Genomic DNA, 22,827 nt, shown 5'->3' with positions numbered 1-22,827 from the left:
GTCGTTCCGCGCAGGGGTTAGATGCGGAAGCTGCCCACCAACTGCTTGAGTCGGGTGGCCTGCTGTTCCAGATCGCCGCAGGCGCGCAAGGTCGCCTGGAGGTTTTCCACCCCTTCCTGGTTGAGGGTGTTGATCTCGTTGATGTCCATGTTCAGCGACTCGATCACCGAGGTCTGCTCCTCGGTGGCGGTGGCCACCGACTGATTCATGCCGTCGATCTCGCCGATGCGCAGGGTCACGCTGCTCAGGCGTTGGCCGGCCTGATTGGCGATCTCCACGCTTTCCTCGCTATAGCGCTGGCTCTCGGTCATGGTGGTGACCGATTCGCGGGAGCCGACCTGCAGTTCTTCGATCATCTGCTCGATTTCCTGGGCCGACTCCTGGGTCCGGTGGGCCAGGTTGCGCACCTCGTCGGCGACCACGGCGAAGCCGCGCCCGGCCTCGCCGGCCCGGGCCGCCTCGATGGCGGCGTTGAGCGCCAGCAGGTTGGTCTGCTGGGAGATGCTCTTGATTACCTCGAGGATCTGGCCGATGTTCACCGTCTTGCTGTTCAGGGTTTCGATGTGCACACAGGAGCTGCTGATCTTGCTCGACAGGTCGTTCATCGCGCGAATCGTCTGTTCCACCACTTGGCGGCCGTCCTCGGCCTGGCCGCGGGCATCGGACGCCTGGGTCGAGGCGTCGGCGGCGTTGCGGGCGATCTCCTGGGCAGCGGCGCCCAGTTCGTTGATCGCGGCGGCCACGCTGTTGGTGCGGCTGGCCTGCTCGTCGGAGTTGAGCATGGAGGAGTTGGAGGCGTTGACCACCAGTTTGGCGACCTCGTTGACCTGCAGGGTGGCCGAAGACACTTCGCGGATCGAGGCGTGAATCCGCTCGACGAAACGGTTGAAGGCCTTGGCCAGTTCGCCGATCTCGTCATTGGAGTGGATTGTCAGGCGCTTGGTCAGGTCACCTTCGCCTTGGGCGATGTCCTGCATGGCCTTGCCCATCACGCGCAGCGGTTGCATCAGCACGCGGATCAGCATGCTCAGCAGCAGGATGATCAGCACCACCGCGATCAGGGTGGCGACGATGGCCGAGGCGCGGAACTCGCTGAGCATCGCGTAGGCCTTGGCCTTGTCGATGGACAGGCCGATGTACCAGGAGACCGAGGGCAGGCCCTTGACCGGGGTAAAGGTGAAGATGCGGGTGTCGCCTTCCACTTCGGTCTCGCTGAAGTCGCCGCTGATCCGCGGCGTGGCCTGCGGAAACACGTCCGTGAGGCTCTTCATGACCAGGGTCTGGTCCGGGTGCACGAGGATGGTGCCATCGGCGCTGACCAGAAATGCGTAGCCGATGCCGTTGAAGTCCAGCGAGTTGATCAGCTCGACCAGGGTGCTGAGACCCAGGTCGCCGCCGACTACGCCGGCCGGTTGCGCCGGCGTGGCGATAGTAATGGTCAGCTCGTTGGTGGAGGCATCCATGTAGGGCTCGGTGAGCGTGGTGCCGCCGGCGGCCACGGCGTCCTTGTACCAGGGGCGGGTGCGCGGATCATAACCCTCTGGCAGATCGCTTTCCGGACGTGAGGTGAAGTTGCCATCGCCGCCGCCCAGGTAGGCGAAGGCGAAGGTCGAGGTCAGTGCGCGCTGCTCGAGCAGGCTCACGACCTTGTCGTTCGACGCGTCGCGGCTGATCGACTGGGCCGTGCTCTCGACCAGCAGAATGCGGCCGGACAGCCAGTTCTGAATGGTGCCGGCGGTCACCTCACCCATTTCGTGCAGGTAGTTCTCCAGGTTGGCGCGAATGGCGTTGCGCTGCAGGTAATCGTTGTACAGGGTGAACAGGGAGAAGGCCGCGATCACCACCAGTGAGGCGGCAAGCAGAATCTTGTGGCTGAACTTCAGGTTGTTGGTCATGGCTTATGCTGTCCGTTAGGGGCGGCCGCCAGTCTGGGCTGGCTTCAGGTTGCAGGCGGTGCGGGAGAAGAGCGCTGGTCGGGGGCCGGCGGTACTCTTGTGTCGGTCTTCATGGACGAAAGCTTTAATGTGGGAGACACCGAAATGTCCGTATCTGAACACTTTGTTTTTGGCGCTGACTCCGCCGCTCAGCCGGTCGCCCAACCCCTGCGTCTGGCCAACCGGCACGGCCTGGTGGCGGGGGCGACCGGCACCGGCAAGACGGTCACGCTGCAGCGCTTGATCGAGGGCTTCAGCGACGCCGGGGTGGCGGTGTTCGCCGCCGATGTGAAAGGCGATCTCTGTGGCCTGGGCGCCATCGGTGCGCCCCAGGGCAAGGTGGCCGAACGCATCGCCAGCATGCCCTGGCTTGCCCATCGGCCCAGGGCCTATCCCGTGACCCTGTGGGATGTCGAGGGACGCAGTGGTCACCCGCTGCGCACCACCCTGAGCGAGATGGGGCCCTTGTTGCTCGGCGCCTTGCTCGAGCTCAGCGAAAGCCAGCAGGCCGCGCTCTATGCCGCTTTCAAGGTGGCGGATCGCGAAGGCTTGCTGCTGCTCGACCTGAAGGATCTGAAGGCCCTGCTCTCCCACCTCAAGGCCCACCCCGAGGTACTCGGCGAGGACACCGCGTTGTTCACCAGCGCCTCGGCGCATGCCCTGCTGCGGCGCCTGGCCAGCCTCGAGCAACAAGGCGCCGAGGCCCTGTTCGGTGAACCGGCATTACAGCTGGAGGACATCCTTCATCCCGACTCTGATGGGCGCGGGCGCATTCACCTGCTCGATGCCAGTCGCCTGGTGCACGAGGCGCCCAAGGTTTATGCGACCTTCCTGCTGTGGCTGCTGGCCGAGCTGTTCGAGCAGCTGCCAGAGCGGGGCGATGCCGACAAACCGGTGCTGGCGCTGTTCTTCGACGAGGCGCACCTGCTCTTCGCCGACACCCCCAAGGCCTTGCAGAAGCGCCTGGAGCAGGTGGTGCGGCTGATCCGTTCGAAAGGTGTCGGCGTGTATTTCGTGACCCAGTCCCCGGGTGATCTGCCCGATGACGTACTGGCTCAGCTCGGTCTGCGCATTCAGCATGGCCTGCGCGCCTTTACCACGCGGGAGCAGAAGGCCCTGCGCGCCGTGGCCGAGGGTTTTCGCCCCAACCCGGCCTTCGACACCCTGAGCCTGCTGACCGAGCTGAGCATCGGCGAGGCCCTGGTCGCTACCCTGGAGGACAAGGGCACCCCGGCCATGGTCAGGCGGGTGGCCATCGCGCCGCCGCAGTCGCGGATCGGACCGCTGGGCGTGACGGAGCGCGCGGCGCTGATCAGTCAGTCGCCGTTGAAGGGCCGCTACGACCAGGCCGTTGATCGCGAGTCCGCCTACGAGTTGCTCAGCGCCCGGGCCGCGGCGGCCAGCGTCGAACGAGCGCAGGAGGCGATTCAGGCCAAGGCCGACAAGCCGTCCGTTGGCGGCATGGCGGGCGACCTGCTGGGCAGTCTGGCCGGCCAGGCGCTGAAGAGTGCGGTACGGCAAGTCGCCAACCAGATCGGCCGGCAACTGGTGCGAGGACTGATGGGCTCGCTATTGGGCGGGAAGCGGCGTTAACCAACTGCCCCAGGCCCAGACGCATCAACGCTGGGCTGATGGAGCAGTCGTCCACAGTTGCGCTTCGCCGTCGTCGTTAGTCGAGCGGTTTTTCGGCTTTGTCTTTCAGTTCTTTTTCGATCTTTTCCAGTTCTTTCTCGAAGGCTTGATCGAGAAAATTGGATTTCTTGCGCCAAGGCTTGCGCTCGGGATCTGGTTGAGCGGCGTAGGTAATGACTTCCCCGCCGTATACGTCCTTGTAACGCTGCGCCTGGCGCTCGAGTTCGGCGCGCAGTTCGTCTTTCGTCACGTGGTTACCCATGGTCTGTTTGTACTGAGGTGACAACGTAAGGCGGCCTGCCTTACTGCTGCGGTCACCCATCAGGGTGCAGTCTGAGCTGCTTCTGGTTATTCGAGGTGCTAAGAAGTTGTCTTGCTTGTGTGATAAAGAGCTTTGAAAACAATGGATTAGATGTTTTCTCGGCCAATTGTCGCGGTGCGTGATCGGCACGCGGCGACAATTATGGCGAACACCCGTTAAAAGTCTAGCAAACTGCACGGGTAAGTTAAGAACAGTACGTGCGACCTGTCACGAATTCGGCGGCAAGCGAGTCGATAACCTATCCGAATATTTGCCGTTAATGTGCGCGCAGTGGCGACGTGACCGGCCGGTCTATATAGTTGCTCGCATAACATAAAGGCTATGTCTTCGACTGCGGTTGGCGGGAAAAAGGCCAGCCGGAACAAGTTTTCGGGATGCGGTGTAATAAGCACCTTCACCGGCGGGTTGCCTGGGCAGTCTTTCACCCGTATCTGATTTTCTGTGTCCATCGACGCGGTCATTGGTAGCGCGCTGCTCGATCAGCAACCCCGAGCGGCACCCGCGAAGGGGTGAGTACTCGAGCACGCAACAGACTCAGGAGAATCATTGGCATGCTCAGCTATCTGCTCCTCACCCTTGCGGTGATCGTCATTCTGTTGCTGGTGCTGATCGCCCGGCAGCCGGATCAGTTCCGCGTCGAGCGTTCGGCCTTCATGGCCGCACCGGCGGAGGCGGTGTTCGTCCAGGTCAACGACTTCCACAATTGGCCGCAGTGGTCGCCCTGGGCCAGGCGCGACCCGGCCATGCGGGTCGATTACCAGGGAGCGGATGCCGGGGTGGGGGCGGTCTATCGTTGGTCCGGTAACAAGGCGGTCGGTGAGGGCAGTGCGACCATCATCGAGAGCCGGGCGAGCGAGCGGGTGCGCATCCTGTTGGACTTTCTCAAACCCTTCAAGGCCAGCAACGAGGCACTGTTCAGCTTCGCCGAGGAGCTCGGTGGTACCCGTGTGAGCTGGAGCATGAGCGGGCACAAGAATTTCATGGCCAAGGCCGCCCACCTGCTGATGGACATGGACAAGCTGATCGGCGGCGACTTCGAGCAGGGGCTCGAGCAGCTGCGCCAGGTGGTGGAGAAGGCCTGATGGCTCGCCAGGCAGGGGGGCTGATCCGAATGAGTAGGGATTTGTCGCATTCCGCGTTTTCATCCGCTCATCGAACTGCGATGCTCGCACGCTTCCCCAGCTCCTTGCGCCAGAGGTAAGCATGCTCATCAGCTCCGACTTCGACAGCGGCAATATCGAGGTGCTCGATGCCGACAACCCGCAGCAGGTCCTGCTGGCCATGCGCCCGGACCTCAACAGCCATCACTTCCAGTGGTTCCATTTCAAGGCCGAGGGCCTGACCCCGGGTCAGCGCTACGGCTTCAGCCTGACCAATGCCGGTCAGTCGGCCTACAGCCAGGCCTGGACGGGTTATAACGCCGCCGCTTCCTACGATCAGACCAACTGGTTTCGCGTGCCCAGCCGCTTCGAGGACGGCGCGCTGCAGTTCGAGCTCGAGACGAAAGAGGCGCAGGTCTGGTTCGCCTACTTCGAACCCTACAGCCGCGCCCGCCATGACTGGCTGATCCAGCAGGCGCTGGACGTGGCCGGCGCCGAGCTGTTCGCCTGCGGCAAGAGCATCGAGGGTCGCGACATCCAGTTGCTGCGCATCAGCCGCACGCCGCAGGCCCAACGCAAGATCTGGATCATCGCCCAGCAACATCCCGGCGAGCACATGGCCGAGTGGTTTGTGGAGGGGCTGATCGAGCGCCTGCAAAACCCGGACGACGCCGAGCTGAGTGCCTTGCTGGCCGAGGCGGACCTGTACCTGGTGCCAAACATGAATCCCGACGGCGCCTTTCGCGGTCACCTGCGCACCAACGCCGCCGGCAAGGACCTCAACCGGGCCTGGCAGTCGGCCAGCGAGGCGGAGAGTCCCGAGGTGTTCTTCGTCCAGCAGCAGATGCGTCGGGTCGGCGTGGACCTGTTCCTCGACATCCACGGCGACGAGGAAATTCCCCACGTATTCACCGCCGGTTGCGAAGGCAACCCCGGCTACAGTCCGCGTCTGGCTGCCCTCGAGGAGGCGTTCCGGCAGCGCCTGGCGGCCATCGGCGCCGAGTTCCAGACTGCTTTCGGCTACCCGCGCGACGAACCGGGTCAGGCCAACCTGACCCTGGCCTGCAACGCCGTGGGGCAGGAGTTCGATTGCCTGTCGTTCACCATCGAGATGCCGTTCAAGGATCACGACGACAGCCCGGCGCCGCTGACCGGGTGGAACGGTCGGCGTTCGATGCGTCTGGGGCGGGACGTGCTCAGTGTGGCGGCGGCGATGGTCGGCGAGCTGCGCTGATCTGGGGGGCGCAGGGGTCAGGCCGGCGCTGACGCCTCGAAGTCGTCACCGTCGGGCCCCGTCCTGATGCGCAGCTGAATGCGGTTGCCGCCGCGGCTCTTGGCGCCGTACATGGCGTCATCGGCGTGCTTGAGCAGCTGCTCCATCGTATCGCCGTGCTCCGGATAGAGGGCGATGCCGATGCTGGGCAGGATGCACAGGGCGTGACCGGCCAGGTCCATGGGCTGGTTGAGCAGTTCGCGAATCTTTTCCGCCAGGGCTGCGGCATGCGCCGGTACCTGAATGCTCTCGAGCAGCACCACGAACTCGTCGCCGCCGATGCGGGCGACGGTATCGGCGTCGCGCACGCAGAGTTTGAGCCGGCTGGCGACCTCTTGCAGCAGCAGGTCGCCAGCGGCGTGGCCGAGGCTGTCGTTGATCTGCTTGAAGTTGTCCAGGTCGAGGTACAGCAGGGCCATCCGGCCCGTTTCCCGGCGCGCCCGGGCCAGGGCGGTGCGCAGGCGGTCATGCAGCAGTCCGCGGTTGGGCAGCTGGGTCAGCTGATCGTACTGCGCCATGTGGCGCAGACGGGCGTGCAGCTGATTGCGCTCGATGGCGGCAGCCACCTGGTTGGAGACGAACTGCAGCAGTTCCTTGTCCTGGTCGCTGTACAGCGCCCCGCCGCGATAGCTCTTCAGCGCCAGGGCGCCGATGGCCCCGTCGGGCGAGTTGAGGGGCACGCCCAGCCAGCACAGGGCATCCGGGTCGACGGCGGGCTGCAGCTGCCCGGCCAGCTCGTGTTGTGTCTCGGGGGTCAGCAGCAGCGCCCGTTCGCTGTGAATCACTTCGGCGCAGAGGGCGTCCGCGGCTGAGCAGCGGGGCGTACTGGCCTGCTCCCGCTCATCGACGTGATAGGGAAAGCTCAGTCGGTCGTGGCTGGCATCGTAGAGCGCCACGGAAAAGTTCTGCGCCGGCAGCAGCGCGCCGATGATCTGATGAATCTGGCGAAACAGCGCCAGCAGATCCTCGGCGGTGTGGGCCGCCTCGGAGATGGCGTAGAGCGCGGCATGCAATGACTCGGCCTGCTTGCGCTCGGTGATGTCGCGGGCCACGGCGATGCGCAGTTGATCGGCTTCCGACCAGCGAGCCGACCACATGATGTGGGCGATCTTGCCATCCTTGCGCAGGTAGCGGTTCTCGAAATGCGGCTTGGCCTGTCCGGCCATGATCTCGTCGGCGGCTTGCAGGGTCCTGGCCCTATCCTCCGGGGCGACCATTTCGATCATCGGCCGGCCGATCATCTCCTGGGGGCTGTAGCCGAAGATGCGTTCGCAGGCGGCGCTGACGAAGACGAAGCGGCCCTCGGCGTCGACCACGCAGACGGCGTCGAGCAGCAGGTCGATGAAGGCGGACGGGGGCGAGTAAGGGGGTCTATCCATAGGGGAAGCGTACTGCCTTGGTCGCTAGGCGCTGCGCTTCGTCCCCTTTGGGGCGTGGTCGCGAACGCCAGCATGAAGCTTCAGCCAGATGGTGACTGGGTCGTAGGCTCCAGTCTGGCTAGCCGGTGGCGATTGGGCAAGTCGCATCTCGGCGGGGCGGACAGGCGTGGACTTGTAGCGACAGTCGGCCAGTCGGCCACGGGCGCGGCCAGCTGGCGTCAGGGGGGAGGCCCCTTGCGCTCGCGCGCAAAGGGCCTGGCCTTCAGCCGCGGTAGTAACGCTGCGCCACGAAGGGGGTCTTGGCGACTTTCATGGCCACGCGCTTGCCGCGCACCACGGCCCAGACTTCGCTGTCCAGGGCGATATGGCTGCTCTGCACGTAGCCCATGGCCACCGGGGCGCCCAGGGTCGGGCCGAAGCCGCCGCTGCACACCTGGCCGATCACCTGGCCGTCGCCGTCGACGATCTCCGCGCCTTCGCGCACCGGCATGCGCTCCTGGGGCAGCAGGCCTACGCGCTTGCTGGCGACGCCCTCACGCTGCTGGGCGAAGATCCGCTCGGCGCCGGGGAAGCCGCCGGCGCGCACGCCATCGGCGCGGCGGGCCTTGGACACGGCCCACAGCAGGCTGGCCTCGATCGGCGTGGTGGCCCTGCTCATGTCGTGGCCATACAGGCACAGACCGGCTTCCAGGCGCAGCGAATCGCGCGCGCCGAGACCGATGGCCTCGACCTCGGGTTCGGCCAGCAGGCTGCGCGCCAGGGTCTCGGCGTGCTCGGCCGGCACCGAGATCTCGTAGCCGTCTTCGCCGGTGTAGCCGGAACGGCTGACGTAGCAGTCGACACCGAGCAGGCGCACCGGGGCGAACTGCATGAAGGTCATCTTCGCCACTTCCGGCGCCAGGCGCGCCAGCGCGTCGACGGCCTTGGGACCCTGCAGGGCGAGCAGGGCGCGGTCGAAGTGGGACTCGATCTGGCACTGGCCGGCAATGTGCTGCTGCAGGTGCATCAGGTCCTGGTGCTTGCAGGCGGCATTGACCACCAGGAACAGGGTGTCGTCACCGAGGTTGGCGACCATCAGGTCGTCGAGGATGCCGCCGTTCTCGTCGGTGAACATGGCGTAGCGCTGCATGCCCACCGGCAGGTCGACGATATCCACCGGCACCAGGGTCTCCAGGGCCTTGGCGGCTTCGGCGCCGCGCAGGATGATCTGGCCCATGTGCGAGACGTCGAACAGGCCGGCCTGGTCGCGGGTGTGCAGGTGTTCCTTCATCACGCCGAGCGGGTACTGCACCGGCATGTCGTAGCCGGCGAACGGCACCATGCGCGCGCCGAGCTCTAGGTGCAGGGCATGCAGCGGGGTTTTCGCCAGGGTTTCGGTGGTCATGCAATGTCTCCGGTAGGGTGCGCCATGCGCACCGTTAAAGGGTTTGGTGCGCGGGGTCTAGGCGTCCCCGCGCACCCTACTGATCAGCATTCGATGATGTTGACCGCCAGGCCGCCGCGGGCGGTTTCCTTGTACTTGCTCTTCATGTCGGCGCCGGTCTGGCGCATGGTGCGGATCACCTTGTCCAGCGAGACGAAGTGCTGGCCGTCGCCGCGCAGGGCCATGCGGGCGGCGTTGATCGCCTTGACCGAGCCCATGGCGTTGCGTTCGATGCAGGGCACCTGAACCAGGCCGCCGATCGGGTCGCAGGTCAGGCCGAGGTTGTGCTCCATGCCGATTTCGGCGGCGTTCTCCACCTGGGCCACGCTGCCACCGAGCACCTCGCACAGGGCGCCGGCGGCCATCGAGCAGGCCACGCCGACCTCGCCCTGGCAGCCGACCTCGGCGCCGGAGATCGAGGCGTTCTCCTTGTAGAGGATACCGATGGCCGCGGCGGTGAGCAGGAAGCGCACCACGCCGTCATCGTTGGCGCCGGCGATGAAGCGCACGTAGTAGTGCAGCACCGCCGGCACGATGCCGGCCGCGCCGTTGGTCGGTGCGGTCACCACGCGCCCGCCGCTGGCGTTCTCCTCGTTGACCGCCAGGGCGTAGAGGTTGACCCAGTCGAGCACGCTGAGCGAGTCGCGCAGGGCCGCCTCCGGGTGCTTGCACAGCTGACGGTGCAGGGCGGCGGCGCGGCGCTTGACCTTGAGTCCGCCGGGCATGATGCCCTCGTTCTGGCAGCCGGCCTCGACGCAGTCCTGCATCACCTGCCAGATCTTCAGCAGGCCGGCACGGGTCTCCGCCTCCGGGCGCCAGGCGGTCTCGTTGGTCAGCATCACCTGGCTGATCGACAGGCCGTGCTCGGCGCAGTGCGCCAGCAGCTGCTTGGCGGTGGTGAAGGGGTAGGTCAGGGGCGTGCGGTCCTCGACGATGCGGTCGGCGCCGGCGGCCTCCTCATCGACCACGAAGCCGCCCCCCACCGAATAGTATTCGCGCGAACGGATCTGCAGGCCGGCGCCGTCGAAGGCGCGGAAGATCATGCCGTTGGGGTGGTAGGGCAGGGGCTTGCGGATCATCGCCAGGTGTTCTTTCTCGACGAAGCGGATGGTCTTCTCGCCGAGCAGGTTGAGCTCGCCGGCCTTGCGCATCGCCGCCAGGCGCGGTTCCACCGTGCGGGTGTCGACGGTGTCGGGTTGCTCGCCTTCCAGGCCGAGCAGCACCGCCTTGTCGCTGCCGTGGCCCTTGCCGGTGGCGCCGAGGGAACCGTACAGCTCGACCTTGAGCGATTCAGTGCTGGCCAGCAGGCCGTCGCGGCGCAGGCCCTCGACGAAACGCACGGCGGCGCGCATCGGCCCGACGGTGTGCGAACTGGAGGGGCCGATGCCGATTTTGAACAGATCGAAAACGCTGAGTGACATGCTTATCTCCGACTTCCTAAAGGGGCTGGCGGCGCGCCGCTGGAGCGCCGCCGGGCCGCGAAGCGAACCTATCTATTCAGCGTAGACCGGGAAGCTGGCGCACAGGTCGGCGACCTGACCACGGACCCGTTCGATCACGCTGGGGTTGTCCATGTCGTCGAGGGTGTCGCAGATCCAGCCGGCCAGCGCGCGGCACTCGCCTTCCTTGAAGCCGCGGGTGGTCACCGCCGGGGTGCCGATGCGCAGGCCCGAGGTGACGAAGGGCGACTGCGGGTCGTTCGGCACGGCGTTCTTGTTTACCGTGATATGCGCCGCACCCAATGCCGCGTCGGCGGCTTTGCCGGTCAGGCCCTGCCTGATCAGGCTGAGCAGGAACAGGTGGTTGTCGGTGCCGCCGGAGACCAGGTCGAAGCCGCGGCTGACGAACACCTCGGCCATGGCCTGGGCGTTCTTGATCACCTGCTGCTGGTATTCCTTGAAGCCTGGCTCCAGGGCTTCCTTGAAGCACACGGCCTTGGCCGCGATCACGTGCATCAGCGGGCCGCCCTGGGCGCCGGGGAAGACCGCGGCATTGAGCTTCTTCTCGATCTCTTCGTTGGCCTTGGCCAGGATCAGGCCGCCACGGGGACCGCGCAGGGTCTTGTGGGTGGTGGTGGTGACCACGTCGGCGAAGGGCAGCGGGTTGGGGTACAGGCCGGCGGCGACCAGACCGGCGACGTGGGCCATGTCGACGAACAGGTAGGCACCGACCTGATCGGCGATGGCGCGGAAACGGGCGAAGTCCAGGGTCCGCGAGTAGGCGGAGAAGCCGGCGACGATCATCTTCGGCTGGTGCTCCACGGCCAGGCGCTCGACCTCGGCGTAGTCGATCAGGCCGTTCTCGTCGATGCCGTACTGCACCGCGTTGTACAGCTTGCCGGAGGCGCTGACCTTGGCACCGTGGGTCAGGTGGCCGCCGTGGGCCAGGCTCATGCCCAGGATGGTGTCGCCCGCGTTGAGCAGGGCCAGGTAGACGGCGGCGTTGGCCGAGGAGCCGGAGTGCGGCTGGACGTTGGCGAAATCGGCACCGAACAGCTGCTTGGCGCGCTCGATGGCCAGCTGCTCGACCTTGTCGACGTGCTCGCAACCGCCGTAGTAGCGCTTGCCCGGGTAGCCTTCGGCGTACTTGTTGGTCAGGCCGGTGCCCTGGGCCTGCATCACGGCCGGGCTGCAGTAGTTTTCCGAGGCGATCAGCTCGATGTGGTCCTGCTGGCGGCTCTCTTCGGCGGCGATGGCGTGGGCCAGGGCCGGATCGTAGTCGTTGAGGGTCAGGCTCTTGTGGAACATGGGAGAGGTCCTTGGCGAAGGGCGCGACCGTGATCCGGCCGCGCCAGGGGCATGCGAGGGTTTAACGTTGCACGGCAGCGGCGCCGCCGATGCTGGCCTTGTTGGCGAAATGGTCGCGGGTCAGCTTGACCACCACGGGGCTCAGCAGCAGCAGCGAGAGCAGGTTGGGCAGTGCCATCAGGCCGTTGAGGGTGTCGGCCAGCAACCAGGCGAAGTCCAGCTGGGCGATGGCGCCGAACGGCACGGCCAGGACCCAGATGATGCGGAACGGCACAATGGCCTTGGTGCCGACCATGAACTCCCAGCACTTCTCGCCGAAGTAGCTCCAGCCGAGGATGGTGGTGAAGGCGAAGACCACCAGGGCGATGCTCAGCACGGCGCCGCCGAAACCGGGCATGGCCGCTTCGAAGGCCGCTGCCGACAGGGCCGCGCCGCTCTCGCCGCTGGTCCACACGCCGGAGGCGATGATCGCCAGGCCGGTCATGCTGCAGATGATGATGGTGTCGATGAAGGTCCCGAGCATGCCGATCATCCCGGAGCGCACGGCGCTGTTGGTGGTGCCGGCCGCCTGGGCGATACCGGCGGTGCCCAGGCCCGCCTCGTTGGAGAAGATGCCGCGGGCCACACCGAAGCGGATCGCCGCCATCACCGCCGCGCCGGCGAAGCCACCGGCGGCGGCGATCGGGCTGAAGGCGTGGGTGAAGATCAGCTCGAAGGCGCCGGGGATGGCGTCGGCGAAGGCCACCAGCACCGCCACGGCGGCCACTATGTAGGCCACGCACATGAACGGCACCAGGGTCGCGGCGACCTTGCCGATGCGCTGGATGCCGCCGAGGATCACCAGGCCGACCAGCACCATGCTGACCAGGCCGGTGGCCCACAGCGGGATGTCGAAGGTGCTCTGCAGGGCATGGGCCATGCTGTTGACCTGGACCATGTTGCCGATGCCGAAGCCGGCCAGGCCACCGAAGATGGCGAAGGCGCTGCCGAGCCACAGCCACTTCTTGCCCAGGCCGTTCTTGATCGCGTACATCGGCCCGCCGACGTGCTCGCCGCGGTCATCCTTCTCGCGGTAGTGCACCGCCAGCACCACTTCGCAGTACTTGGTGGCCATGCCGACCAGGGCGGTGCACCACATCCAGAACAGCGCGCCGGGGCCGCCGAGGAAGATCGCGGTGGCCACGCCGGCGATGTTGCCGGTACCGACGGTGGCGGCCAGGCAGGTCATCAGCGCCTGGAACGGGCTGATCTCGCCGCTGGCCTCGTCGTCCTTCTTGCGGCCTTGCCACATCAGGGCGAAGCCGGCGCCGATCTTGCTCAGGGGCATCAGCTTGAGGCGCAGCATGAGGAACAGGCCGGTGCCGAGGATCGCCACCAGCATGGGTGGACCCCAGACCAGGCCGTTGATTTGATTGACCAGATGGGTGATGAATTCCATGTAACGCTCCTTTTCTTGTTGTTGGTGCGCAGGGGTGACCTGCATCGAATAAGGGCTGTCGTGCGGTTGTGCCGCGATGGGAATTACTGTTTTGCGATAAACGATCCGCCGTGGAACGGCGAACCGGTTGTGGGTGCGCGCTGTGTGCCATGGGTTTGCCGACACAGGGACGCACAGCGCGCACCCACAAACTCCTGCAGGCCTCGAACCGGTCAACGCCGCTCGAGGCCGCTGTTGGCTGGCCCGGCGCGCGCCGGGCCAGGGGTGCCGCTTAGGCGTCCTGGTAGGCCTCGATCGACGGGCAGGCGCAGATCAGGTTGCGGTCGCCGAACACGTTGTCGACCCGACCGACCGGCGGCCAGTACTTGCCGTCCACCAGGCTGGCGACCGGGTAGACCGCCTGTTCGCGGCTGTAGCCGTGGGTCCACTCGCCGACCAGTTCCAGGGCGGTGTGCGGGGCGTTCTTCAGCGGGTTGTCCTCGGCGTCCAGGTCGCCACGCTCGACCGCGCGGATTTCCTCGCGGATGGCGATCATGGCGTCGCAGAAGCGGTCCAGCTCCTCCTTGGATTCGCTCTCGGTCGGCTCGATCATCAGGGTGCCGGCCACCGGGAAGGACATGGTCGGGGCGTGGAAGCCGAAGTCGATCAGGCGCTTGGCCACGTCGTCGACGCTGATGCCGCTGGTTTCCTTGATCGGGCGGATGTCGAGGATGCACTCGTGGGCCACCAGGCCGCCTTCACCGCTGTACAGCACCGGGTAGTGCTCTTCCAGACGACGGGCGATGTAGTTGGCGTTGAGGATGGCCATCTGCGAGGCGCGCTTGAGGCCTTCGCCGCCCATCATGGTGATGTACATCCAGGTGATCGGCAGGATGCTGGCGCTGCCGAACGGCGCGGCGCTGACCGCGCCTTCCTTGCGCGCCATCTTGTCGTGGCCCGGCAGGAAGGGGATCAGGTGCGCCTTGACGCCGATCGGGCCGACGCCCGGACCGCCGCCGCCATGGGGGATGCAGAAGGTCTTGTGCAGGTTCAGGTGCGAGACGTCGCCGCCGAACTGGCCCGGGGCGCAGAGGCCGACCATGGCGTTCATGTTGGCGCCGTCGATGTACACCTGGCCGCCGTTGTCATGAACGATCTGGCAGATCTCGCGGATGCCTTCCTCGAACACGCCGTGGGTCGAGGGATAGGTGATCATCAGCGCGGCCAGGCGGTGCTGGTGTTCCTGGGCCTTGGCGCGCAGGTCGTCGATGTCGACGTTGCCGCGGGCGTCGCAGGCGGTCACCACCACGCGCATGCCGGCCATGCTGGCGGTGGCCGGGTTGGTGCCGTGGGCGGACTGCGGGATCAGGCAGATGTCGCGCTGCTCGTCACCGCGGCTGCGGTGGTAGGCGCGAATGGCCAGCAGGCCGGCGTACTCGCCCTGGGAGCCGGCGTTCGGCTGCAGGGACACGCCGTCGTAGCCGGTGGCGGCGCAGAGCATGGCCTCCAGCTCGTCGGTCAGCTGCTGGTAGCCCTGGCTCTGTTCGGCCGGGGCGAAGGGGTGCAGGTTGCCGAACTCGGGCCAGGTCACCGGGATCATTTCGCTGGCGGCGTTGAGCTTCATGGTGCAGGAGCCCAGCGGGATCATGCTGCGGTCCAGCGCCAGGTCCTTGTCGGCCAGCTTGCGCAGGTAGCGCATCAGCTCGGTTTCGCTGTGGTAGCGGTTGAACACTTCGTGCTGGAGGATGGCCGACTGGCGCAGCAGGGCCTGGGGCAGGCGCGCGGCGCCGGCGGCGGCCAGCTCGGCGAAGTCCGGCAGGCTCTGGCCCGGCTCGGCGAAGACTTCCCAGAGGCGCTCGACGGCGGCCTGGTCGGTGGTTTCGTCCAGCGACAGGCCGAGGCGCTCGGCGTCTATCTCGCGCAGGTTGATGCCCATGGCGTGGGCCTGCTGGTGCAGCTGCGCGGTGCGCGCGCCGGTGGCCAGGGTCAGGGTGTCGAAGAAGCTCTCCTGCTCGGCGGGCAGGCCCAGCTTGGCCAGGCCCGCGGCGAGGATGGCGGTGAGCTGGTGCACGCGCTGGGCGATGGCGCTCAGGCCCTGGGGGCCGTGGTACACGGCGTACATGCTGGCGATGTTGGCCAGCAGCACCTGGGCGGTGCAGATGTTGCTGGTGGCCTTCTCGCGGCGGATGTGCTGTTCGCGGGTCTGCATGGCCAGGCGCAGCGCCGGCTTGCCGAAGCGGTCGACCGAGAGGCCGACCAGGCGGCCGGGCATGTCGCGCTTGAACGCATCGCGGGTGGCGAAGTAGGCGGCGTGGGGGCCGCCGAAGCCCAGCGGTACACCGAAGCGCTGGGCGCTGCCGATGGCCACGTCGGCGCCGAACTCGCCGGGGGCGCTGAGCAGGGTCAGGGCCAGCAGGTCGGCCGCCACGGCGACCAGCGCCTTGGCCTCGTGGAAACGCTCGACCAGTTCGCGGTAATCGAAGATGTCGCCGTTGCTGGCCGGGTACTGCAGCAGGGCGCCGAAGTAGGCGCTGGCATCGCTGATCTCGTGCTCGTCACCGACCACTACCTCGATGCCCAGGGGCTCGGCACGGGTGCGCAGCACGTCGAGGGTCTGCGGGTGGCAGTGCTGCGAGGCGAAGAAGGCGTTGCTGGCCTTGTTCTTCGACAGGCGCTTGCAGAAGGTCATGGCCTCGGCGGCGGCGGTGGCCTCGTCCAGCAGGGAGGCGTTGGCGATCGGCAGGCCGGTGAGGTCGCTGATCAGGGTCTGGAAGTTCAGCAGCGCTTCCAGGCGGCCCTGGGAGATTTCCGGCTGGTAGGGCGTGTAGGCGGTGTACCAGGCCGGGTTTTCCAGGAGGTTGCGCAGGATCGGGCTCGGCGTGTGGGTGCCGTAGTAGCCCTGACCGATGTAGGTCTTGAACTGCTGGTTCTGAGCGGCGATGGCCTTGATCTTGGCCAGGGCGTCGGCTTCGCTCAGGCCCGGGGTCTGGCCGAGTACGCTGGTGCCCTTGATGGTCTCCGGGATGACGCTGGCGATCAGCGCCTCGACGGAGTCGAAGCCGAGGGTGGCGAGCATGGCGGCGGTGTCGGCGTCACGGGGGCCGATATGCCGGGCGATGAATTCGTTCTGGGTCGTCAGTTCAGGCATGGCGCGGGCCTCAGGCTTCGTCGTTGGCTTTGAGCAGGCGCTGGTAGGCGTCCTGGTCGAGCAGGGCGGCGACGGCGCTGGCATCGGTGGGACGGAAACGGAAGAACCAGCCCTTGTTCAGCGGGTCTTCGTTGACCAGCTCCGGGCTGCCTTCGAGGTCGGCGTTGACTTCGACCACTTCACCGTCCAGGGGCATGGCGATGTTGCTGGCGGCCTTGACCGACTCCAGCACGGCCACTTCATCGCCCTGGGCATAGCCCTGCGCTTCCGGCAGCTGCACGAATACCACATCCCCCAGGGCTTCCTGGGCATAGGCGGTAATGCCAACAGTGACCAGGCCATCGGCATCCTGACGCAGCCATTCGTGATCGACGGTAAAACGCAATTCGCTCATGTGAACTCCTCAAGGGGGCGGGTTCGCCCGTTTCTGCTGCGGGCGTGATCGGGGCGCTCGTGCTGGGCAGCGAGCCATCTGTCAGGGACTAAGCAAGGGTAATGCCACTGACATAAAAATCAATAAAATCAATAAGTTAAGATATTAGATATGAAGCGCAGTGCAATTGCCATGTATCGAATTCAATACATTCCGGCTTGGCGCGAGCCGAATGGGCGGCGAGGAGCCACTGATGTCGCGGTCTGACAGGTGCGCGTCGCTTTTGTGTCGCTTTCGTTACGCTGTATTGAAATCGATACGGGTGAGGGTGTTTGGCGGGCGGCCGGTGGCGTCCGCGTGGCCGCGCATCAGCCCATCAGGCCTTCCATGAAGTCCGCCAGCCGGGCGGCCAGGGCGCGACGCCAGGGCGGGCTGTGCGGATCGGCCAGGACTCGGTCCTCATGGCCGAAGCTGTGGACGATGGCGTTGTAGCCGAGCCAGCGCCAGGGTTCCGCTTCCCAGGCCTTGAGGCCGGTCAGTGGACTGTCGGCGAACACCCAGGGCTGCGCGGTCAGGGGGCTGGCGCGGCCGAGCAGCAGGTCAGCCAGGGTGCGCCCGGCCAGGTTGCTGGCACCGACGCCCTCGCCGCCGTAGCCGCCGGCCAGGGCGATGCGACCGTGCCGGTCGAGCAGCATGTGCGGCTGAAAGCGCCGCGCCATGCCGAGGTTGCCGCCCCAGGCATGGCTGAGCGCGACATTGCGCAGCTGGGGAAACAGCTCGCCGAGCAGCTGGCGGCGCAGGCCGATTTCCTCGTCAGTCAGGGCGAAGTTACGGCGCAGCCGGCCGCCGAAGCGGTAGCCGCCGCGGGCGCCGAATACCAGGCGATCGTCGGCGCTGCGCTGGCCGTAGGTGACCTGGCGGCTGAACTCGCCGAAGGCCTGCCCCTGTTCCAGGCCGATCGTCTGCCACAGCTCGAGGGGCAGGGGCTCGGTGGCCACCATCAGGCTCTGCACCGGCAGCTGAAAGCGCTGCAGGCGCGTGCAGCGCCCCGGCGCGCCGGTCAGCGGCGGCAGTTCGCCGGCATAGGCTTCGACCGCCGGCACGACCCACTCGGCGCGCAGCTCGCCCTGGGTGGTGCGCAGCAGGCCCGGTTGCCAGTGGCAGACGCGACTCTGCTCGAACAGCTGCACGCCCAGCCGTTCGACCGCCAGGGCCAGACCCTGTACCAGCCTGGCCGGCTGGACCGTTGCGCAGTGGGGGCTGTGGACCGCGCCGAGGGCGCCGTGGATACGCAACTGTCGGCCCAGCTCGCCCGGCGTCAGCCAGCGGTAGTCTGCCTCGCCGAGGCCCTGGCCGTGCAGCTGCTCGAGCCAGGTGCGCAGGCGCTCGGCCTGTTCGGGGTAGCGCGCCGCACAATGCAGCACGCCGCCCTTGCGGTAGTCGCAGGTTATGCCTTCGCGCTGCAGCACCGCCGCCACCTCGTCGGGAATGCCGTGCAACAGGGCGAAGGCGGCACGCCGCGCCTCGTCCGGCAGGGCGGCGAGCAGGCGCTCCTCGCCCAGCAGGCCGCCCAGCAGCCAGCCGCCGTTGCGCCCCGAGGCGCCGAAGCCCGCGTACTCGGCTTCGAGCATGGCGATACGCAACTCGGGGGCCTGGCGCTTGAGGTAGTAGGCGGTCCACAGGCCGGTGTAGCCGGCGCCGACAATCGCCACGTCGACTTCCAGGCTGCCGCCCAACGCCGCGCGGGGTGGCGCGGGCGTATCGATCTGGTCCATCCATAGGCTGATCGGTGGCTGGGCCGGCATCGCCAGGCTCCTTCTAAATACGGCGCGCCGTCGAAACAAGCGGCGCTGCGTGGCTAATGCAGTGCCGGGGTGCTGTTCAGCCGGCGCAGGCGCTCGCCGAGCTGCAGGCGCTGGCCTGGTTCGTCGCACAGCAGCAGGGCGCGCTGCAGGTCGAAGCGCTCGGCCTGGGGGCAGTCCAGCAGGTGGTAGAGATCGGCGCGAGCCAGGTGGTCGGCGACGCTCGGAGGGCCCAGTTGCAGCACCCGCTCGGCATCCTTCAGGGCCGCCAGGTGGTCGTCATTGAGCTGGTGCAGCTGGCGCAGGTTGCGCGACAGGCGCTGCAGCATGCTGCCGGCATCGCAGGCGAGCAGGTGGCTGGCGTTGAGCTCGGCCTGGGCGCCGAACTGGCGCAGCAGCAGCTCGCGGCAGTCGCGGGTGTACAGGCGCCGGCCACCGCAGGGGTCGAGCAGGTGATCGGCCCCCGGTACGCGCAGCAGGAAGTGTCCGGGGAAGTTCACCCCCTGCAGCGGGATGTCCAGGCGCTGCGCCAGCTCCAGGGCGATCAGCGCCAGGGACAAGGGCTGGCCGCGGCGCCGCCGCAGCACCTGGTGCAGCAGGGCGGCGCGGGGTTGCGGTGGGCTGGCCTCGTCCTCGTGGAAGTCCAGCTCGCTCAGGCGCCGCAGCAGCGGCTGCGCCAGCTCCCGAACGGGCAGGCTGGGCAAACCAACATCGACCAGCTGCTGCAGGCCGTGCAGCTCGCCCAGCACCTGCTCGGGCTGCAGCGTCGGGTCGTGCTCGGCGGCGACCCACAACGCCGCCTCGAACAGGGCCGGCGGTTCACGGTCAAGGCAGGCTAGGCAGGATTGGCGCGGGCTCATGGTCACCTCGGCGATTCCCTCGTTTGTAGCCGGCCATGGCGGCGGCGTCCAGTCTTGTGTCGGCTCGCCCCGGCGCTGGCGAGGAGGGTGCCTATACTGGCGATAACGACGAGGCTCGGGGCACCGGCAAGCGGACTGCACGCCGGTGAGGCTCCGGCCCAAGGAGTCACAGCATGTTCGCCATGATGGAAGCCTCGCGGCTGGAGGCCCTGCATCTCGCCCAAGACCCGGCGACCGGACTCAAGGCGGTGATCGCCATCCACAACACCCGCCTGGGCCCGGCCCTGGGTGGCTGTCGCTACCTGGCCTACCCCGACGAGCAGAGCGCCATTCGCGACGCCATCCGCCTGGCCCGGAGCATGAGCTACAAGGCCGCCCTGGCGGGGCTGGAGCAGGGCGGCGGCAAATCGGTGATCATTCGGCCGCCCCACGTGGACAACCGCGGCGCACTGTTCGAGGCGTTCGGCCGCATGATCGAGAGCCTGGGCGGGCGCTACATCACCGCCGTGGACAGCGGCACCTCCAGCGCGGACATGGACTGCATCGCCCAGCACACCCGCCATGTCACCAGCACCTCCCGCGGCGGCGACCCTTCGCCGCACACGGCCATGGGCGTGTTCGCCGGGATTCGCGCCACCGCCATGGCCCGCCTGGGCAGCGATGACCTGGAGGGGCTGAGGGTGGCGATCCAGGGCCTCGGCCACGTTGGCTATGCCCTGGCCGAGCAGCTGCACGCGGTCGGCGCCGAGCTGCTGGTCAGCGACCTGGACGCCGGGCGGGTGCAATTGGCGGTCGAGGAGCTGGGCGCCAAGGCGGTCGCCAGCGACGCCCTGCTCGCCACGCCCTGCGACATCCTCGCGCCCTGCGGCCTGGGCGGCATCCTCAACGCCGACACGGTGAAGCAGCTGCGCTGTTCGGCGGTGGCCGGCGCGGCGAATACCCAGCTGGCGGACCTGGAGGTCGCCGACGCCCTGCAGAGCCGCGGCATCCTCTATGCGCCGGATTACGTGATCAACTCCGGCGGGCTGATCTACGTGGCGCTGCAACACCGCGGCGAGAGCCTGGCGACTATTACGGCCCACCTGTCCAAGATCGGCGAACGCCTGACCGAAATCTACGCCCACGCCCAGGCCGAGAAACGCTCGCCGGCGCGGGTGGCCGACAGCCTGGCCGAGCGCCTGCTGTTCGACCGCTGAGGGGCGCGCCAATCCGGGGTGCCTGCTTACCGGCGGCGCCCCGGGGCAACCCGTAGCCACGAATTGCGGGGAGCGCCCAACCACCTACCCGGTGCCAAGGAGGTTTCGCATGCCCGAGAGTCTGAAACTGCCCTATACCCGCTACCTCGAGCCCGATGGCGCGCTGCACGGCAGCCTGCCGGAGTGGGCCGACGACTTCGATCTGCTGATCCGCCTGTACCGGCAGATGGTGCTGACCCGCCTATTCGATCAGAAGGCGGTGGCCCTGCAGCGCACCGGCCGCATCGGCACCTATGCGCCGACCATCGGTCAGGAGGCCATTGGCGTGGCCATCGGCGCCCTGATGCGTCCCGAGGACGTGCTGGTGCCCTATTACCGCGACACCGCGGCGCAGGTCATGCGTGGGGTGAAGATGGAGGAGATCCTGCTCTACTGGGGCGGCGACGAGCGCGGCAGCGCCTACGTCGATCCGGCCGTGGGCCAGGACTTCCCGCTGTGCGTGCCGATCGCCACCCAGGCCCTGCATGCCTGCGGCGTGGCCACGGCGATGAAGATCCGCGGTGAGCACCGCGTGGCCGTCACCACCTGCGGCGACGGCGCCACCAGCAAGGGCGATTTCCTCGAGGCGCTGAACGTCGCCGGCGCCTGGCAGTTGCCGGTGGTCTTCGTGGTCAACAACAACCAGTGGGCGATTTCGGTGCCGCGGCGCATCCAGTGCGGCGCCCCGACCCTGGCGCAGAAGGCCACAGGCGCCGGCTTCCACGGCGAGCAGGTCGACGGCAACGACATCCTGGCCGTCTACGACCGCATGCGCAGCGCCCTGGAGCGGGCCCGCCAGGGCAAGGGGCCGGTGTTGCTGGAGTGCATCAGCTACCGCCTCGGCGACCACACCACGGCGGACGATGCCAGCCGCTACCGCAGCTCGGAGGAGGTCAAGCAGGCCTGGCAGGAAGAGCCGATCAAGCGCCTGCAGAGCTATCTGGCGGCCCAGGGCGTGTGGGGCGAGCAGCGTGAGCAGGAGCTGGTCGGCGAGTGCCAGGGCCTGGTGCTGCGGGCCGTCGAGGCCTTCGAGGCGGCCGGCAACCAGGCCCCGGACACGGTCTTCGACTACGTCTACGCGCAGTGGCCGGCGGTCCTGGCCGAACAGCGCGAGCAGTTCCGCGAGCGGGCCGCCCGCCGTGAGGAGAACGGCCATGAGTGAGCGCAAGCTGAGCCTGCTGGAGGCGGTCAACCTGGCCTTGCACCGGGCCATGGGCGAGGACGAGAACGTCGTGGTGCTCGGCGAGGATATCGGCGTCAACGGCGGGGTGTTTCGCGCCACCCTTGGCCTGCGCGAGGCCTTCGGCTTCAAACGGGTGATCGATACGCCGCTGGCCGAGACCATGATCGCCGGCCTTGCCGTCGGCATGGCCGCCCAGGGCCTGAAGCCGGTGATGGAAATCCAGTTCATGGGCTTCATCTACCCGGCCCTGGACCAACTGGTGTCCCACGCCAGCCGCCTGCGCAACCGCACCCGCGGCCGCCTCACCTGCCCGATGGTGCTGCGCACGCCGATGGGCGCCGGCATTCGCGCACCCGAGCACCACAGCGAGAGCACCGAGGCCATGTTCGCCCAGGTGCCGGGGCTGCGGGTGGTCATGCCGTCCTCGCCGGCGCGGGCCTACGGGCTGCTGCTGGCGGCGATCGACGACCCCGATCCGGTGATCTTCCTCGAACCGACCCGCCTGTACCGGATGAATCCCCAGGTGCTGGTCGACGACGGCAAGCGCCTGCCGCTCGATACCTGCTTCACCCTGCGCGAGGGCAGCGACCTGACCCTGGTCAGCTGGGGCGCCAGCGTTCACGAGACCCTGCAGGCCGCCGCCCGCCTGGCCGAGCAGGGCATCGCCGCCGAGGTGATCGACGTCGCCTGCGTCAAGCCGCTGGACCTCGACACCCTGGAGGCCTCGGTGCGCAAGACCGGGCGCTGCGTGATCGTCCACGAGGCGCCCAAGAGCTGCGCGGTCGGCGCCGAGATCGCCGCCAGCCTCTACGAGCGGGCCCTGCTCGACCTGCAGGCGCCGATCCAGCGGGTCACCGCGCCGGACATTCCGCCGCCGCTGTATCGCCTGGAGCAGCTCTATATCCCGGGCGTCGAGGACATCCTCGCGGCCTGCGACACCGTGCTGAACTACGCCTAGGGCGACGCCGCGCAAGGCCCATCAGCCGTAGGGTGCGCTGT

Annotated in this window: 17 protein-coding genes and 1 pseudogene; 6 read left to right on the top strand and 12 right to left on the bottom strand. The window is 67.4% G+C overall.

The window, feature by feature from the left end:
• Positions 1-17: 17 nt before the first annotated feature.
• On the bottom strand, positions 18-782 hold the full coding sequence (locus tag KDW96_RS22200) for a methyl-accepting chemotaxis protein (protein ID WP_370295439.1): 765 nt from the start codon (positions 780-782) through the stop codon (positions 18-20).
• Positions 783-920: 138 nt separating this feature from the next.
• Positions 921-1,751: pseudogene (locus KDW96_RS22195) on the bottom strand (cache domain-containing protein); the annotation flags it as partial.
• Positions 1,752-2,039: 288 nt separating this feature from the next.
• Here KDW96_RS22195 and KDW96_RS07280 point away from each other — a divergent pair.
• Positions 2,040-3,527: a helicase HerA-like domain-containing protein gene (locus KDW96_RS07280; protein WP_255839773.1), complete on the top strand. Its 1,488-nt coding sequence runs from the start codon at positions 2,040-2,042 to the stop codon at positions 3,525-3,527.
• Positions 3,528-3,603: 76 nt separating this feature from the next.
• On the opposite strand, the gene KDW96_RS07275 is transcribed toward KDW96_RS07280, so the two are convergent.
• Positions 3,604-3,816 carry a hypothetical protein gene (locus tag KDW96_RS07275; RefSeq protein WP_255840493.1) on the bottom strand — a complete coding sequence of 71 codons (213 nt, stop codon included), beginning with the start codon at positions 3,814-3,816 and terminating at the stop codon, positions 3,604-3,606.
• 623 nt (positions 3,817-4,439) lie between these two features.
• On the opposite strand from KDW96_RS07275, the gene KDW96_RS07270 reads away from it, so the two are divergent.
• Positions 4,440-4,970, top strand: a complete 531-nt coding sequence (locus KDW96_RS07270) for an SRPBCC family protein (protein ID WP_255839771.1) — start codon at positions 4,440-4,442, stop codon at positions 4,968-4,970.
• 121 nt (positions 4,971-5,091) lie between these two features.
• Positions 5,092-6,222 (top strand): M14 family metallopeptidase, encoded by a 1,131-nt coding sequence (locus tag KDW96_RS07265; protein WP_255839770.1) that lies wholly within the window; start codon positions 5,092-5,094, stop codon positions 6,220-6,222.
• A gap of 17 nt (positions 6,223-6,239) precedes the next feature.
• On the opposite strand, the gene KDW96_RS07260 is transcribed toward KDW96_RS07265, so the two are convergent.
• The 9 genes from KDW96_RS07260 to KDW96_RS07220 form a co-directional block, all read right to left on the bottom strand.
• Positions 6,240-7,640, bottom strand: a complete 1,401-nt coding sequence (locus KDW96_RS07260; protein WP_255839769.1) for a sensor domain-containing protein — start codon at positions 7,638-7,640, stop codon at positions 6,240-6,242.
• Between the two features lie 262 nt (positions 7,641-7,902).
• On the bottom strand, positions 7,903-9,024 hold the full coding sequence (gcvT, locus tag KDW96_RS07255; RefSeq protein ID WP_255839768.1) for a glycine cleavage system aminomethyltransferase GcvT: 1,122 nt from the start codon (positions 9,022-9,024) through the stop codon (positions 7,903-7,905).
• 83 nt (positions 9,025-9,107) lie between these two features.
• Positions 9,108-10,484, bottom strand: coding sequence for an L-serine ammonia-lyase (locus tag KDW96_RS07250; protein WP_255839767.1), 1,377 nt, complete (start codon positions 10,482-10,484; stop codon positions 9,108-9,110).
• A 72-nt stretch (positions 10,485-10,556) separates the two neighbouring features.
• Positions 10,557-11,810 carry a serine hydroxymethyltransferase gene (gene glyA / locus KDW96_RS07245; protein WP_255839766.1) on the bottom strand — a complete coding sequence of 418 codons (1,254 nt, stop codon included), beginning with the start codon at positions 11,808-11,810 and terminating at the stop codon, positions 10,557-10,559.
• Between the two features lie 61 nt (positions 11,811-11,871).
• Complete coding sequence (locus tag KDW96_RS07240) at positions 11,872-13,248, bottom strand: alanine/glycine:cation symporter family protein (RefSeq protein ID WP_255839765.1); 1,377 nt, start codon at positions 13,246-13,248, stop codon at positions 11,872-11,874.
• 271 nt (positions 13,249-13,519) lie between these two features.
• Positions 13,520-16,375 carry an aminomethyl-transferring glycine dehydrogenase gene (gcvP, locus tag KDW96_RS07235; RefSeq protein ID WP_255839764.1) on the bottom strand — a complete coding sequence of 952 codons (2,856 nt, stop codon included), beginning with the start codon at positions 16,373-16,375 and terminating at the stop codon, positions 13,520-13,522.
• Between the two features lie 10 nt (positions 16,376-16,385).
• A complete protein-coding gene (gene gcvH, locus KDW96_RS07230) occupies positions 16,386-16,769 on the bottom strand; it encodes a glycine cleavage system protein GcvH (protein ID WP_255839763.1) in 384 nt (127 codons plus the stop codon).
• A gap of 347 nt (positions 16,770-17,116) precedes the next feature.
• Positions 17,117-18,553 carry an NAD(P)/FAD-dependent oxidoreductase gene (locus tag KDW96_RS07225; protein ID WP_255839762.1) on the bottom strand — a complete coding sequence of 479 codons (1,437 nt, stop codon included), beginning with the start codon at positions 18,551-18,553 and terminating at the stop codon, positions 17,117-17,119.
• A gap of 53 nt (positions 18,554-18,606) precedes the next feature.
• The gene (locus tag KDW96_RS07220; protein ID WP_255839761.1) at positions 18,607-19,410 is read right to left on the bottom strand and encodes a SirB1 family protein; all 804 of its coding nucleotides are present in this window, start codon (positions 19,408-19,410) and stop codon (positions 18,607-18,609) included.
• Between the two features lie 173 nt (positions 19,411-19,583).
• Between KDW96_RS07220 and KDW96_RS07215 the strand changes: the two genes are divergently transcribed.
• From KDW96_RS07215 to KDW96_RS07205, 3 genes are all read left to right on the top strand, one after another.
• A complete protein-coding gene (locus KDW96_RS07215) occupies positions 19,584-20,606 on the top strand; it encodes a Leu/Phe/Val dehydrogenase (RefSeq protein WP_255839760.1) in 1,023 nt (340 codons plus the stop codon).
• A gap of 109 nt (positions 20,607-20,715) precedes the next feature.
• The gene (gene pdhA / locus KDW96_RS07210; RefSeq protein ID WP_255839759.1) at positions 20,716-21,807 is read left to right on the top strand and encodes a pyruvate dehydrogenase (acetyl-transferring) E1 component subunit alpha; all 1,092 of its coding nucleotides are present in this window, start codon (positions 20,716-20,718) and stop codon (positions 21,805-21,807) included.
• Complete coding sequence (locus KDW96_RS07205) at positions 21,800-22,786, top strand: alpha-ketoacid dehydrogenase subunit beta (protein WP_255839758.1); 987 nt, start codon at positions 21,800-21,802, stop codon at positions 22,784-22,786. The genes pdhA and KDW96_RS07205 overlap by 8 nt, the downstream gene beginning before the upstream one ends.
• The last annotated feature ends 41 nt before the right edge of the window (positions 22,787-22,827 follow it).

Source organism: Pseudomonas benzenivorans (assembly GCF_024397895.1).
GTDB lineage: Bacteria > Pseudomonadota > Gammaproteobacteria > Pseudomonadales > Pseudomonadaceae > Aquipseudomonas > Aquipseudomonas benzenivorans_A.
Note: the sequence above shows the minus strand (reverse complement) of the source record. Positions and strands in the feature narration are given on the sequence as shown.